Origin of the sequence: Nitrospira moscoviensis (assembly GCF_001273775.1) — a bacterium.
GTDB classification, from domain to species: domain Bacteria; phylum Nitrospirota; class Nitrospiria; order Nitrospirales; family Nitrospiraceae; genus Nitrospira_D; species Nitrospira_D moscoviensis.
On the sequence record NZ_CP011801.1, the window covers coordinates 3,178,224 to 3,192,364 of the forward strand.

At 59.2% G+C, this 14,141-nt stretch carries 12 protein-coding genes; all 12 read right to left on the reverse strand.

Annotation, left to right across the window (positions count from 1 at the left end; all coding sequences use genetic code 11):
- Positions 1-158 precede the first annotated feature (158 nt).
- Positions 159-1,811, reverse strand: a complete 1,653-nt coding sequence (locus NITMOv2_RS15470; protein WP_053380724.1) for an ArnT family glycosyltransferase — start codon at positions 1,809-1,811, stop codon at positions 159-161.
- Positions 1,812-1,827: 16 nt separating this feature from the next.
- Positions 1,828-2,538: a class I SAM-dependent methyltransferase gene (locus tag NITMOv2_RS15475; RefSeq protein WP_053380725.1), complete on the reverse strand. Its 711-nt coding sequence runs from the start codon at positions 2,536-2,538 to the stop codon at positions 1,828-1,830.
- Between the two features lie 33 nt (positions 2,539-2,571).
- Positions 2,572-3,012 (reverse strand): GtrA family protein, encoded by a 441-nt coding sequence (locus tag NITMOv2_RS15480; RefSeq protein ID WP_053380726.1) that lies wholly within the window; start codon positions 3,010-3,012, stop codon positions 2,572-2,574.
- Between the two features lie 10 nt (positions 3,013-3,022).
- On the reverse strand, positions 3,023-3,982 hold the full coding sequence (locus NITMOv2_RS15485; RefSeq protein ID WP_053380727.1) for a glycosyltransferase family 2 protein: 960 nt from the start codon (positions 3,980-3,982) through the stop codon (positions 3,023-3,025).
- A complete protein-coding gene (locus NITMOv2_RS15490) occupies positions 3,979-5,226 on the reverse strand; it encodes a TIGR04063 family PEP-CTERM/XrtA system glycosyltransferase (RefSeq protein ID WP_053382114.1) in 1,248 nt (415 codons plus the stop codon). The genes NITMOv2_RS15485 and NITMOv2_RS15490 overlap by 4 nt, the downstream gene beginning before the upstream one ends.
- Positions 5,227-5,270: 44 nt before the next feature.
- Positions 5,271-6,050 (reverse strand): class I SAM-dependent methyltransferase, encoded by a 780-nt coding sequence (locus NITMOv2_RS15495; protein WP_053380728.1) that lies wholly within the window; start codon positions 6,048-6,050, stop codon positions 5,271-5,273.
- Positions 6,051-6,128: 78 nt separating this feature from the next.
- Positions 6,129-7,496, reverse strand: a complete 1,368-nt coding sequence (locus NITMOv2_RS15500; protein ID WP_053380729.1) for a putative O-glycosylation ligase, exosortase A system-associated — start codon at positions 7,494-7,496, stop codon at positions 6,129-6,131.
- Between the two features lie 21 nt (positions 7,497-7,517).
- Positions 7,518-8,603, reverse strand: coding sequence for a GNAT family N-acetyltransferase (locus NITMOv2_RS15505; RefSeq protein ID WP_053380730.1), 1,086 nt, complete (start codon positions 8,601-8,603; stop codon positions 7,518-7,520).
- A gap of 176 nt (positions 8,604-8,779) precedes the next feature.
- Positions 8,780-10,054, reverse strand: a complete 1,275-nt coding sequence (locus NITMOv2_RS15510) for a glycosyltransferase family protein (protein ID WP_202967245.1) — start codon at positions 10,052-10,054, stop codon at positions 8,780-8,782.
- A 76-nt stretch (positions 10,055-10,130) separates the two neighbouring features.
- Entirely contained in the window at positions 10,131-11,270 is a 1,140-nt protein-coding gene (locus NITMOv2_RS15515; protein WP_053380731.1) for a GNAT family N-acetyltransferase, read from the reverse strand.
- A gap of 10 nt (positions 11,271-11,280) precedes the next feature.
- Entirely contained in the window at positions 11,281-12,564 is a 1,284-nt protein-coding gene (locus NITMOv2_RS15520) for a type III PLP-dependent enzyme (RefSeq protein ID WP_053380732.1), read from the reverse strand.
- Positions 12,561-14,138, reverse strand: a complete 1,578-nt coding sequence (locus tag NITMOv2_RS15525) for an acyl-CoA ligase (AMP-forming), exosortase A system-associated (protein ID WP_053380733.1) — start codon at positions 14,136-14,138, stop codon at positions 12,561-12,563. Before NITMOv2_RS15525 ends, NITMOv2_RS15520 begins: the two co-directional genes overlap by 4 nt.
- Between the last annotated feature and the right edge of the window lie 3 nt (positions 14,139-14,141).

The window sequence follows — 14,141 nt, forward strand, 5'->3', positions numbered from 1 at the left end:
GGAGGGGGGTTGGGAAGTCTTTCGGGAGCGACGACCTGAGGCGGTCGTCGATGTGGGCGGGTATATCAGGCTAGGGCCGTCGCGGCCCCTTCAAGGATCACAGCCGAGCTTGGATGGAACACCGGCTCATTCCACACTGGGGCCCCTTTCACGGGCCGCTAAGAAGTCTTGGCCGCTTCGACGGACTCCCCCACCTGATAAATCCTGAGGGGATCCGGCTCCACCGCTTCTCGGACCTTTCGCTCTATCAGACGGACGAACGGCTGCGGCGCCCAGCCCCGTTCCGCTCCTTCAAGAAGCAGCTTCGTTCCCCAATACAGGACACCATGCGATTCGTGTTTGAACACTCGGATGAGCTTCCAGTCGGACGGCGGTGAGGCGATGAGCCGCCGGTTCTCGTGTGAAATCGACTCGACGCTTCGTTTCAGCCAGTGTTGGTTGACGACCACCGCCCCCGAACGGGCTCTGGACAAGTCCACGACATGAGCCACATTGCGAAATGGATCATCATAGGGGATCAATTTGCTCTCATCTCCGTAATGCGTAAACATGGCGACCATCCCACAATCCCGAACCCCGCAGTAGACCGGTTGTTCTCTTCCTTCTTCGAGATACCATTGCGCGGCCGCGCGCGCATTCGCCGATTCGGCGGCCAAGACTTCACGCTCCACGCCGGCAAAGAGAAGCGAGGTACCCGCATAACAGGCGACGGCCACCGAGCGCCACTTGAGCGGCATGGCCATGAGCCATGCCGCCGTAAGAATCAGCACCGGCGGGAGAAACATCAACATATAGTTCGGTTGCTTCCATATCAGCACAAACGGATCCCAGCTCATGACATAGAACGTCAAGATCGCCAGCACTGAGAGAAACCATGCCAACAACACCACGACCGGACGGGTGGCGACCGGCATGGACGTGTTCCGTACCAACAGATATCCAGCATAGGCAACGGCCGCAAGGTAGAAGGTCAACCCGACGTGCTGGAGCCCGAAAAAAGCCCAATACGGGTAGGCAAGCGGCCAACTCAAAAGGTCTTCGGAAGAGCCGGCCGAGACGATGGCGGCGACTTTCTTATTGTGCAGCGCCTGGACCGTGAACGTATACAGCGGATCGCCGGTCTGCCAGAGAAAAAAGGCACTCTCGGCCGCAAAGACGGCGAGGAAACCGGAAGCCGCCCACAGTAGACGAAAAAGGCCGATCGCACAGTACCAGGCCAAAAACGCGAACAGCGGCCACAGGAAGATCGCTACATTCTTGGTCGTATATCCCACCCCCAAAAGGACGCCCGACATGAACAGCAGCCTATTGGCCGCTCGCATATCTTCTTTGCGATTTATCGCCTTAAGAAACAGCAAGCAACTCCATGTCATGAGCATGAGCAAGGGCGCGTCCGCTTGAATTCGTCCGGCCCAAATGACATCCAGCGTGCAGAATGCCGTCAAGGTGGCAGCCAACAGGCCCACCGCCCTTCCGAACAAATGTTCGCCGAGAAAGTACAGGATCACGATCGTGGCAAGCGACGCGATCAATGGGTAGGCCGTGAGAGCGAATTCGTTAAAGCCGAGCACCACGGTGGCAGCCGCGAGGGGAAGGTTAAAACCGTATCGCAATGTGCCGATATACGTTCCGGGGGTGAGATTGCCGTGGGCGATATTGTGCGCGACTTTCGCGAATATGAGGTCGTCCGTCCCTTGAAATCCTGTCATGAAATAGACACGGATGACACCGGCCGCCAGCACGATGAGCGACAAGAGGCCCCAGGGCGTTGTACCGGATTTTTCTGACGTCGAGACGGGAGAAGGCGCCATCACGCGGTTGTTCCCTCTACTGTTTTCGAGCCCAAAAAACCCATTGTCCCCCCAGCGGGAGCCACGCCAGGAACCGCTCCAGCGGCCGTAATCGACGCAGCGGGCCGGGGAAAAAGGTGACATATGAGCTGCCGGTGATGCTCTCGGTGCCGAGATGCGCCCATAACTTTTTCATCTCCGGAAGCGCGAGGAGAACGGCGTCTTTGTCAAACGGACACGCATCGACGATTCTCCGAGTCACGGGATTCCATGGGTTGTGCTCCCATATCACCAGGGCCGCACCCGGCTTCATCCGGTCCCAAACTGAACGAAGAACCGACGGTCTGTCTCCGGGAGGAACATGATGCAGCACGCAGGCGACGAGAGCGAAATCATACGTCTCTGATCCAGATTGCCATGCCGTGAGGCTGTGGTAGCGGCACTGTCCCCGGGCATCGGCCGCTTGAGCCTCCTTAATGGACTCCTCTGACGGATCAACGCCCACGTAGCACCAGTCCGCGTCAAAGCGATCATGAAAAAGGTGTCCCAATCGTCCCGTTCCACATCCATAGTCCAGAAACAGTTTCCCGCCCGGGATAAATCGGACGTGCGTACGAATGAATCGCTCGCAGAACGCCAGCTTAGCCGCCAGGAATTCCTGCGAGTCCGCACCGACCACCGAAAGGTTGTCGTTATGCAGCGCCTCATACCTACGGGCGTATTCGTCAAACTCTTGCTTGGCCGTCACCCGATCACCCTCCGAACCCGATCGCCGACCGAACTAGCGGAACGACCACGCATAATTCGCTGAAAAATTCCATCCCAACACAATGACCGTAGCCAGAACTTGAGCCATCAAATAGTGCAGGGACAGTCGTGCGACGCATATGTGCATGATGATGCCATTGAGAAGAAACCCGACGAGGGCCACCAGAAGAAACTTGAGAAAGGCAGCGCGGTGGGACTTTTGATACCGAAAGGTGAACCTGGAATTCAGGTAATAGTTGATCACTGCGGCCACTCCGTAGCCGGACGATGACGCGAGCACGGGGTCAATCCCGAATCCTCTGACACTGAAGATCAAAATGACATAGTGAGCAAGGGTAATCCCTCCGCCGATACTTAAAAAGCATGCCACCTTTCTGATCAGCTCTCCATCGAGCTTCCATACGACATACTCCGCCATACCGTCCTTACGATCGTTCGCCGAGAGGCTTTTCATTGTGACTGCATCAGCTTTTGGACGCGTCTAGGTCCTGATTCGTCTCTTTGACGATGTAATGCGGCCTACCCTTCACCTCATCGTAGATCCGCCCCACGTATTCCCCCATGATCCCGATCGTCAACAGCTGAACGCTGGCGATGCAGAGAAACGTCGTCACCAAGATGGCATACCCGACCAGCGGCGCGTTCGTAAAGAACCGCCAGTACAACACAAGAACCACCATGATCAACGCCATCGCCCCTGCCGCTAAGCCGACGTATGTCGCCAGGCGGAGCGGAAGGTATGAAAACGACACCAGACCGTCCATGGCCAGGGAAAGAGACTTGAAGAAGTTATATTTCGGTTCCCCCTTGAAGCGCGCATGGCGTTGAAACGGCTGATTGGTCTGCCGGAATCCAACCCACGCGCGCAGGCCGCGGACATAGCGATTCCGCTCGGGCAGTCGGTTCAACGTGTCGACGACGACCCGATCCATCAGACAAAAATCCCCTCCGTCGACGGGAATCTTCACCTTGGAGAGGCGGGCCAGCACGCGGTAATACCCCCAGGCGAACAGGCGCTTGGCCAAGGGATCCCCCTCCCGCTGAATTCGCTGTCCCATGACGATCTGATACCCTTCCCGCCAGCGCTGAATCATTTGGGGAAGGACTTCGGGGGGATCCTGCAAATCCGCGTCGATGACGACGACGGCGTCGCCCATCGCATGCTGAAGGCCGGCGGTCACCCCGGCTTGATGCCCGAAATTTCTCGAAAAGCTCACGAACCGCAGACGCCGGTCCTCGCGGCCCGTCTTTCGCAGCCAGTTGAGCGTTCCGTCGGAAGAGGCGTCGTCGATAATGAGCAGCTCCAAATCCACATCGAGCTTTTCGAACACATCGGTCACACGCCTGTACAGCTCAGGCAAATTGTCCTGTTCGTTGTAGGCCGGGACCACGACACTGATGAGAGGCTTCGTCCGCTGTATCATGATCGCTCCTCCTTGACCTCGAACTGTTTCACGATCGCGCGGCTCACGCCGAGCCGATAGGCTTCGCGGTAGCTTTCCGTCGTCTTGGCCCATGATCGTTCCCGAGCCACCCAGTTGAGACCGTTGTGTTCCAACCTGGTGCGGAGCTGTGTCGAATCGAACACCGCCGCCAAGGCCTCGGCCAGTGCCGCGGCATTTCCGGCCTCGAACAGCAACCCCGTCTCTTGATGCCGCACCAACTCCCGATGTCCTCCTACGTCGCTCGCGATCACCGCTTTTCCCATCGCCATGGCTTCGAGCGGCTTCAGCGGGGTGACGCGTTCCGTCAAGTGGGTGGAGTAGCGCGGGAATGCCAGGACATCGATCAACGGATAGAGGCCCAGTGTGTCGGCTTGAGGGATCCATCCCGGCATCACCACATGCTGTTCGATCCCCAGCAGCCGTATTTTGTCCTTTAGAGCCGCCTCCATCTCCCCTCCGCCGACCAACAACAGCGCCACATCGCTTCTCACCCGAGCCAATTTCGCCACCGCATCTATCAGCAGGTCCAGGCCTTCCCAACGGAAGAACGAGCCCATGAAACTCACGACTTTCTTTCCCTGAAGACCCAACCTCTTCCAAACGTCGGCGTCCCCCGGGCGAGGTTGAAATCGCTCAACATCGACGCCATTCGGGACCACCACGATCCGCTCCTGAGGAATTCCTCTCCCAACCAAGTCCCGCTTGAGGCCCTCGCAGATCACCACCACTCGGTCGGCTTTCGAGCAGACCCATGTCTCCAACGATCTGGACACCTTGTACTTCCAGGAGGTAGCCGCGTAGCTGCCGCGGTCGACGGCCGCATCCTCCCATGAGGATCGCATCTCGTAGATCACCGGAATTCCCCATCGTCGGCCCATCAAGAGAGCCGGAATCGCGTTGAGAACCGGCGAATGCGGGTGGAGAACGTGAGGGGATTCCGCGTGAATGACGGAAGACAAGCGACGCGCCAAAGCCGCCATCAGCCGCACCTCGCCGAGCAACGGGAGCGCCGGGCTTGAAACAGTTCGTGCCCGGTAGTAGCGAATACCGCCGATCTCCTCGCTCTGATTCCATTCTCCGCGCCAACTTTCATAATGCTTGGGCGACGTGACGACGATGGGTTCCCACCCACGCCGCTTCTGAGCGATGCAGACGGCCTCGCTTCGAAAGGCATAGCCGCTTTGGACAGGCAGGCTATGATCGAGAACGTGCAGGACTCTCACGGGCTCCCCTTCTCTCTGAGGCATCGCGGTTGATTGCCCCGCGCTCACGCCACGCTCTTCGACGGCATGTCCTCGCCGGAAGGCTTCTCCGCGACGATGAGAACCCATCCCCGCAGCTGGGCGAGCCGCTCGTATTTGGAGGTCAGCCGTTCGTATAAGACGCCGACCCGAAACAGCAGGGGCGAAAACATCAGGTAGGCGGGATATTGGTTGAAAAAGGTGATCTTCCTCGGGATCAGCGCGCTCGCCGCGAGGCAGGCATTGATGGATTTTACGGTATTGGCCTTAAACCTGGTCGGAAAGATGTCTTCTTCCCGACGATCCAACAGGCGAGACAACAGCCAGCGGTGAAACCGAAATGGAGTGTAGTGCGCCGCCAGCGAGACGTAGTCGAACTTGCTCGGCGTCTGCGCAATGAACCGCCCCCCTGGCTTCAAGACGCGGGCCATTTCACGAAACGAACTGTCCGGATCATCCAGGTGCTCGACTACGCTCATAGAAATCACGGCATCCACGGTCCCGTCCTTAAAGGGGAGGTTCTCCAGATTACTCCTGACCGCCATGATTCCCGCAAAGGGGCGCTTCAACTCCCCCATATCGGTCGCGATCGCCAGACGAACTTTCGGAGCGAACTCGGCGGTGAACTGCATTTCCCCGGCGCCGGCATCGAGCAGAATGCTGTTTGGCGTGAGGCAGCTCAGCACTTCTTGACGATAGCGCTCGTTGTGATGAAGATAGCCATCACCGTAATAACGCCGGCAGATTTCCCAAGATCTCTCACGCACCTTGGAGAAATGGGCGCGGATCGCGCTCGTCATCGACATAGTCTGCTCCCTCCGATTCTCATCCCGAGAGTGTTCACGGGAACACTCTTCATCCTTAGATCCGTCACGCACCCCGCGTCAGGCGGATACACCGACCGGATCAGGCGGCCGGCCGGCGAGAATACTCCGGCTGTCGGCGCCCGCGACGGTTCCTTCCGAATGCGCCATTTCTTCCGATTGGCGCTCAGAGGCGATGACGATCAACGCCACCAACTGGTAATATGCATCGAAGTAGGCTACATCGAGAAAGGTCCCGGCGACCGCATAAGCGACAAGAGAGGCCTGGACCGCATCCGCGAGAGGAGCACCCCATGCGAGGTCCGGCCGGCTATTGGCGACTTTCCTCATCCGACCCAGCCGAACGAAGCAGGACACGAGCAGCCCTACCCACAAGAGAAAGGCGAATAACCCATGTTCGCCGAGCACCGTCACCCACATACTGTGGCAAGACCAGGCGCGCCCCTTCCATCGCTCCAGTCCCCACCGCTCGACGTATTCCGGAAGATATTCCGAGTAGACGTTGAGCGAGTAATAGTCGAAGCCCAGTCCGAAGATCGGATTGCTGAGTCCCACGCGCGCGCAAAATTCCCAACTGCCGAACCGCTGTTGGGCCGACCCGTCTTCCTGGATGTTCTCGAGCGTTTTGGCTCGTCCGGTTAACCGCTCAGAGGCTACCAGGGGAAACAGCGACAGTCCAATCATCAGAACGATCGAGGCGATCGCGACCACGATGAATTTGTTCTTGGACTTCAGAATAAGCACCGCCGTCGAGGCCGCCAACGCCAACCAGGCTCCGCGGGAAAACGTTCCTATGGTGGCTGGATAGGAGCAGATCAACATCAGCCACATGATCCGCCTCATCCATTTATTCTCTTCAATGCGGATTAAATAGACCAAGAGCGGAACGTTCATCGCCAGGGCCAAGCCCATGGCGTTGTTGGCGAAGAGGAATCCACCGGGCACTCCTTCGACCGTTCCTTCTCCCGCGGTGCCGACGAAGAACACCGTGCCCTTCACCGCGTAAAAACCGATGCACAGGCTCATCACCTTCAAGGCCAAATAGACGTCTTTTTTGGTTTGGAAAATGGCCAATGAGAGGAGCACCATGAAGTATTCTTTCGAGACGGTTTCGAACTTGTACCAGGCGGAATCCTGGTCATAGGAAAAAATCGTGGAAAAGAAGAACCAGATCCAGAGCACCACCAGCATCAGTGCTTCTCGGCAGACGGGAAACTTTGTCGGCCGCGACCAAGTGACGAATCCGATGATCGTCGCCACCCCGATCAGCATGGAGTGGGGAAACGTGCTCGCAAAATACCAGGTCAATCCCTGCGGGCTTATGAGGCCATACCCGATGTAGGCCAGCATGCCGACCAGAGGATTACGCAGCGCTTTGGCGACGAAGTAGATCGTCGCAATAATGACGATGACGTCCCGGATGTACACCCAACGGGTCTCCTGGAAGCACTACATTGAACTCTTCGGGCGGGTATCCGTATCCTTCATTCCCGCCGGCCCGATCCGCTGAATAAGCCTCTTCAGGCCACGTCCCCCGACATGGCGAACGATCATCGACAATCCCCTGACGGTGGACGGATTGAACACCATCAAGCCCCACCGTTCGCGCCGGTGGGACATCCAATCCCGCTTGTACGGTTCATCACCGCCCAGATAATCCACTTCTCCCACCCGATCAATGTCGAGGGCCTGCTGCATCATTCTCGCCGTCAGTACGGTTCCGACAGAGAGCTTGGCAAATCGTTCGTCGTAACAAATTTTATAGATGGAGGCGGTCCCGCCATGGACTAACCACAGCTGAGCCGCGGCCGGCTCATCGTTCAGATAGAGGAGTCCCAGTCGCAGCCAGCCCTGTTTTGCCGCCGTCCTGACGAGACCCGGGATAAAGTCCGGATAGGGTTCCGCCTTCTCGCGCCAACTGACATTGTAGACCTTCTCGTAATCCCGCAGGGCCGACTCAAGCCCGTCCAGCGATGTCACGAGCTCATAGCGAACCCGAGCCGATCGCTCCAGCTTTCTGGCGTAATACGGAATGTTTTTTCTCAGCACGGTCGGAAGGCCGGCGACGTACTCGGCATAGGAACGCCCGTCCACCTGGAGATGCCAGTTGCCGAAACAAAAATACGCTTGGCTCACGCACCCTGCCGATTGGAAATGCCGTCTCAAATCGGCGTAGACAGGGTCCTCCCGGTCAAGCGGCCGCAAATCCAGAACATCCCACTCGCGCCGCTCGTTACACAACGCCTCAACGAATAACTGGACGGCGCAAGCTCGCTCTTCGTTGTGTTCACGCAAAACCGGCCCGTAGAGCGCCGTGTAATAGTTCGAGAGTCCTCGCGCGACCCGAGGAATGATGCCGATCCGTCGCGCGCGCGGATATCTGAGGAGCAGCGCCCCTATGGCGCCATCCCCGCCCCTCTCCGATTCGACACCGTAAATCTTGGTGACGGCTCCCGCATCTTCGACCGTTCGATCGAGGTTGAGGAACCACTCCCGGCTGAGAAAGACGCTCCGCTGACTTGCCTCTGCAAACAAGTCCGCATACGCCTTAGGAAGGTCGCCTATATCTCCGTATTGCCGGACCAGGAATGCTGCGGACTCCGGTCTGACGGAGCCCGCCCCCGGGCAGGCCGCCATTGTTCGGACGCCACCGGGTTGGACTTGCGCTTGGCCCATCGTTCTATCCCCACGGCCTACCATAGAGCTCGCTGTTACTGCCGCCTTGCGATCTCGTCGAGCAAGCCGGCGAGCATTTTGGCGCCCCATTCGCGGGAGTGCCGTTTCACACAGTCGTCGCCGGCGACAGGAGCCGTCCCATTCTTGATTTGATCGAGGAACGTCCGCAGTACAGACGTGATGGCTTCTTCAGAATCGAGCGGAGCAATCGATCCGATCCCGCTTTCCCTCAAGATGGCGGCTGTGTCTCCGTCGGTATCCACCAAGGCCAGAATAGGCCGCTTGGCCCTGATATATTCGTATAACTTAGCCGGCACCGCCGGATTGGAATCCCGGCCCTGGAACAGAAGCAGCCCGTCGACGTTCATCATTTCAGACAGAGCGGCCCGGTAGGGAATCGCCGGCTCAAGCGCCACGACATCTTCGATACCCAACGCGAGAATGGACTCACGATAGAGACCTTCGCTCCCGCTGGCGCGCAGGATGACTCGGAACGTTTCCGCCGAAACGCTGCCGTCTTTCTTGAGTTGCGCGATGGCCCGAAAGAACTGTCGCGGGTCACGATCCGGGGTCGGATACAACACCCCGCTGTGGAGGAGCGTCACCCTTTGCCGATGCCGCCTCCCCTCGGGATCGACCTGCGCGATCGACGCGAAAACATCCTCGTCGTAGCCGTTTGGGATAAGCGCCCATCGATCTGCCGGTACTTCCGGATAGCGTGATTGGTAAATCTTGAGTGCGCCTCGTGTCACTAGGACCGCTCGAGTACAGCGGGTGACGGCTATTCGCTCGATCCTGGCCCGCGCCCGAAACAATCGAGGATCGGCAGGGAACCTCTTATGGCTCACCGGATCGACTTCTGTCATGGGATCACGGAAATCCACGATCCACGGCAAGCCAGTCAGACGATGCAGGACATACCCGATGAGGTGCGCCGTGGCGATCGGATAGGTCGACCAGATGGCGGCCGGCTTGTACCGGCGAATGAGTCGAAGCCCGATCGGTACCGCCCAGAGCGACCAGCTGATCCACTGGTCCGGAATCGCCAGCCATCCCGGATAACGGCCGCAAAAGGACACATCGCGGGCCGTGTCCAGGGCAAACGCTCTCCGAACGATGACGGAGGGCGGAATGTCGCCGAGCTGATCGGTCCCGGTCGTCGCATAGGCGCGGGGGGTGGCGCTGAGGACGATCGGCTCCCACTGTAGGGCCGGTAAATAACGTGTAAAGCTGAGTGTCCGCTGCAGGCCGCTGCTTCCGCGACAGGGCGGATAGTGATAGGCCACCATGAGCACGCGTTTCGGCGCCATATCGGTCTCAGCTAGAAGCCTCACCCGTTCACCCCCGTGCCCAATCCGGCACCACCGTTCTCAGTGGATTGACAGATCAGGACTCCTTGAGGGTCTGGTCTTGAGGATGAGGGGCTCCGCTCTCCTGCGGCTTCCATGATCGCACTCGTTGAGCCAATGCGCTCACCAGATGAACGTAGCGACCTTTCAGGGTACGGTTAAAAACGGTATAGGCCACATGTGCTCTCACCGTATCCGTCCATTTCATTTTCCATTCTTCGTCCAGCCCCAAAAAATCGAACTCCTTGGTCTGCTCCGCGCTCAGGTTCTCGACCACCAGCTTTCGGAGCACCGTTCCCGGATACTCCAGGCGGTACGCATTGCGATAACTCGTCTTCAACAAGTAATAGATTCCTTTGTGCATGATGGAATAGTCGTACGCGATCGGCTCTCCATCGAGAAACAGCACCGGAAGCCGCAGCGAACCCTTCGCCGCGGCGAGCTCGCCATATCGGACATAGAACGGCCATTGCTTCGGATCCTGAGTCAGCGCCGTTCCCGCGCCCAACTTCCAACTGTCCGCCTCGATCACTTGAATGGCCTTAAGGCCGGATTCCAGCCGGCCGGGCGTATCGAGGTACTCCAGCGTGAGCTTTCCCTTTTCTCGCAATCGGCGCTCTCTCGATCGCACGGTGGTCCGGAAGCGCGCCTGAAGGCTCTTGCTTTGCTCTTCCCACGACGCTTTGATCGGCATGTAGGGCGACTTCTTGGTGTCCGCGGCGACAAACGGCACGCCATGGCGGCGCAACTGCGTTTCGAAGATTGCGGCCTGCCCGTCGTCCTTAACGAAGTGCATGGTCCAGAGATCCCAGGACTTTCCGTCTCCGAGCACATGATCGAGGAGGGCTTCAATAGAACCGTGATTCCCTTCGCCGGCGATGAACGGCGTCCCATGAATCTCATGCAGCGCGAACAGGGACTGCATCCAACGCAACGTCACGCCTTTTTGGCGGACATATTTCGTGACCAGCGGCGCCAGACCGACGAGCCTCCGATCGTCCCATGCCTGCAGCAGTTGTAACTCGTGCTGATTGCGGTGCAGGTCCCAGAGAACCCGGCCCCACTCGAACTGAAATCCCAGCCCCAACCCCTGGCGCTCAACCAACTCATCCCACTGGATTTGGAGCGGGGCGTCGACCCTCAGCTCTTCCGGCGACCCCGCGATCACATTCGGCATACAAACCCTCCTAGCCACCGACCGGCAAAGCCGGATCGTCGATGATGCGGCCCTGTTCGACCACGATTTCGTTCGGTGGAGGATGACTGAGGAATTGAGTCGGGCTCGCAGTCAATCCGTACGCTCCGGACTGAAAAATACCGACGAGGTCTCCGATCCGGGCCTCAGGCAAGTCGATATCTCTGGCCAGCGTATCAAGGGGAGTGCAGAGCGGCCCGACGACGTCGACCTTTTCGCAAGGCGGCTCGGTCAATCGATTGAGGAGCGCGACGGGATAGTTGCGCTTGATCGTCTGTCCCAAATTCCCAGACGCCGCCAGATGATGATGCATACCCCCGTCGACGATCACGAATTTTTTTCCTCTGGATATCTTGATGTCGGACACGGCCATGACGTAGATCCCCGCCTCCCCCACCAGGAAACGGCCGGGTTCTACGATGAGCCGCGCACCGGAGAGCCATGGATCGGCGCGGACTTCCCTCACCAGCTCGTCCAGCCCCTTGCTGAGGGCCGCCACATCCAACTCCTGCTCGTGCGGGAAATAGGGCACCCCGAGCCCCCCCCCGAAATCGATCGTCTTCATCGGCCTGCGGAAGTGCGCCGCAAGGCCCCGCGCGATGCCGACGGCCTTTCGATACTGCGTCAGCAGGATAGCCGGATCGAGGATCTGCGTGCCGGTAAAGAGGTGGATGCCTGTAAAATCGACGTCTCCGCATTCGAGGACGCGGGCCACGACCGCCTCCGCCCCTTCTTCATCGACGCCGAACTGGGACGGCTTGCCGCCCATCCGCATCGCGCCGCCCTGCGCTTCGGCCGTGGGATTGATGCGCACGGCGACGGAAGCCCGTAGGCCGAGACGTCTGGAGATGCGGGAGATGCGGTCCAATTCGGTCAACGATTCGATATGGAGCTCTCCGATCCCTTTCGCCAGGACGAGTTCGATCTCCGCCTCGGATTTTCCCGGCCCGGCGAAGACGATCTTCCGGGGATCGCACCTCGCTTCGAGCGCCCGCAGGTACTCGCCTTTCGACGCGATCTCCACGCCGCACCCGAGCCGCACAAAATGAGCCACGACGCTTCGATGGGGATTGGCCTTCGCCGAATAATAGATGGCGATCTCGTCGCGGAGCACCGCCCTGAGTTGGGAGACCCGCTTCGTCATGATGCCGCGGTCGTAGACAAAAGACGGCGTGCCATACCGGCTCGCGATCGCCGTGACGGGAAGGTCTCCGATCTTCAAGACCTCCGCGCTGCCGGCAAAATGTTCCCTCACGAGGCGCGCGACGTGGTTCATGCGGTCAGCCCCTCTCGGCGCCGGAGCGCCGGGTAATCCACCTTTCCACTCGCGGTCTTCGGCAGATCGGACAGGATCTCGACGGCCTTCGGCACCATATGCCGAGGCAATTTTTCCCCGCAATGGGCCAACATATCGTGGGCGGTCGTCGTTTCTCCGTCTTTGACGACGACGAACGCCTTGATGGTCTGGCCCATGACCTCGTCGGGGATTCCGATGACGGCCGCCCCCTTGAGCTTGCCGCACGAAAACAGCGCCTCTTCCACCTCGGTGGGGCTGATCCGGAAGCCGGAGGATTTGATCATGGTGTCCCGCCGGCCGACAAAATAGAGAAAGCCCTCGTCGTCCATCGTCACCAGATCGCCGGAATAACAGACGCGCTCTTGATCGCCCAGTTCCTTCGGCAGAAAGGGATGCGGCCGCAGCACCTTGGCCGTCAATTCCGGCTGCCCCCAATACCCCATGGAGACGGTCGGTCCGCGATGGACCAACTCGCCGACTTCTCCCGGCTTGCACGGCTGCCCCTGCTCGTTCACGACGAGAATTTCGGTGTTCGGAATGGCTTTCCCCATTGAAGTGGGGCGGCGATCGAGCTGTTCGGGGGGCAGATACGTCGACCGGAACGCTTCGGTCAGCCCGTACATCAATACAATATTGGTCGTCGGAAGCACCTGCCGCAGCGTCTTGAGCACCGGCTGGGGCATGGCCCCGCCGGTGTTGGTGATGTACCGGAGATGGGGAAGTTTCGTCTTATGCAGCGTCGACGACGGCTGGGCCAACAGACTCCACAGGGTCGGCACTCCGGCCAAGCCGGTGATCTGTTCCTTGGCGAGCATCTGCACGATTTCGCGGGCGAACACGAATGTCGCCAAGACGAGCGTCGCCCCCTGCTGGAAGGCCGTGGTCAACTGATTCATGCCCGCATCGAAGCTGAAGGGAAGGACGGCGAGAATGCGATCGCGCTCCGTGATTTCCAGATAGGTGGAGACGATCGATGCGCCCGCCATGATTTGGGCGTGGCTCAACATCACCCCTTTCGGCTTTCCGGTCGACCCGGAGGTGTACAGAATCGCCGCCAGGTCTTTCTCGATGGATGTCTCTTTCCATTGCGCCGGGCACTGCAATCGACAGAGCTCATCGAACACGTGAACGGGAAGAGGGATGTCGTCTTTGGAAACGCTCTCGTCCAACACCAGGAATTTGAACGTCGGGATGTCTCTCAGGAGCGGCAGGAGCGCGGCGAGCTTCTGCTTCGTGGTGATCAACCCCGTCATCCCGCAATCCCGAGCAATGTGCGCGACCTGTTCGGGAAATAAGACCTGATTGATCGGCACGTAGACCCCGCCGGCCTGTGAGATACCGAAAATGGAGAGGACTTGCGGGACCGACGGCTCCAAAAAGATCCCGATCCGATCTCCGCGGCGCACGCCGGCCGCCCGGAGACCGACGGCGAGGCCGGCGCACCGCTCTGCGACCTGGCGGTAGGAAAGCCGGATGGAGCCGTGGACCAGCGCTTCCTTGTTGGGATCGCGCACCGCGCTGGTGCGCAGCATATGATGGAGGAGGAAATCCATGCC